Source organism: Rhodococcus jostii NBRC 16295 (assembly GCF_001894825.1).
In the GTDB taxonomy this organism is placed as follows: Bacteria; Actinomycetota; Actinomycetes; order Mycobacteriales; family Mycobacteriaceae; genus Rhodococcus_F; species Rhodococcus_F jostii.
In genome coordinates this window covers 1-606 of record NZ_BCWY01000278.1, presented here as the reverse complement: position 1 = coordinate 606, position 606 = coordinate 1, and the positions used below count along the sequence as shown (strand labels likewise).

1 protein-coding gene is annotated in these 606 nt (G+C 67.2%); it reads right to left on the bottom strand.

Features of this window, described 5'->3' with window-relative positions:
• On the bottom strand, positions 1-606 hold a 606-nt coding region (locus RJ1_RS45185; RefSeq protein WP_143169634.1), incomplete at both ends, for an RNB domain-containing ribonuclease.

Here is a 606-nt window from a genome sequence, read left to right as displayed (position 1 = left end):
AGGTTGCCGAGTTGCTCTGTGGTGTACGGGGCAGGCCCGCCGTCGAGGTGGGCGAAGATCACCCGCTGGGTGATCAGGTCCGACACCCTGCGCAGCGGCGACGTCGCGTGCGTGTACGCCGCCAACCGAAGCCCGTGATGGCCGTGCACCGTCGGGGCGTACGTGGCAGCACGATACGACGATTGCAGACGCGAACGCAGCTTCTCGAACAGCACCGGATCCGTCATCGCCACCGCAACCTCCGCCGCGAGGTCCTCCGTGCTGCCCGCGGTCACCGCGCTGCGGTGATTGCGGAACAGAACCGGAAGATCCTCCTGCACGCACCACATGGCGATCGCCTCGTTCGCTGCGATCATCAATTCCTGCACAAACACGTATCCCACCGTGCGCTCGTCCAGCGGGATCGGCACGATCCCGCCTTCCTCGGTGGAACCCCACCCGTGCGCGAGATCGTAGAGCGCGAACGCGCCGGACCTGCGACGTCCCCGAAGCAGCACCTGCGCGGCGTCATTCGCGGCTCGCACACCCTCGTGCAGCGGGTCGTCAACCGACCCGAGAATCCGTGTGATCTGCGCATGATCGACCGCGACGCACCTCCCGGCCGGT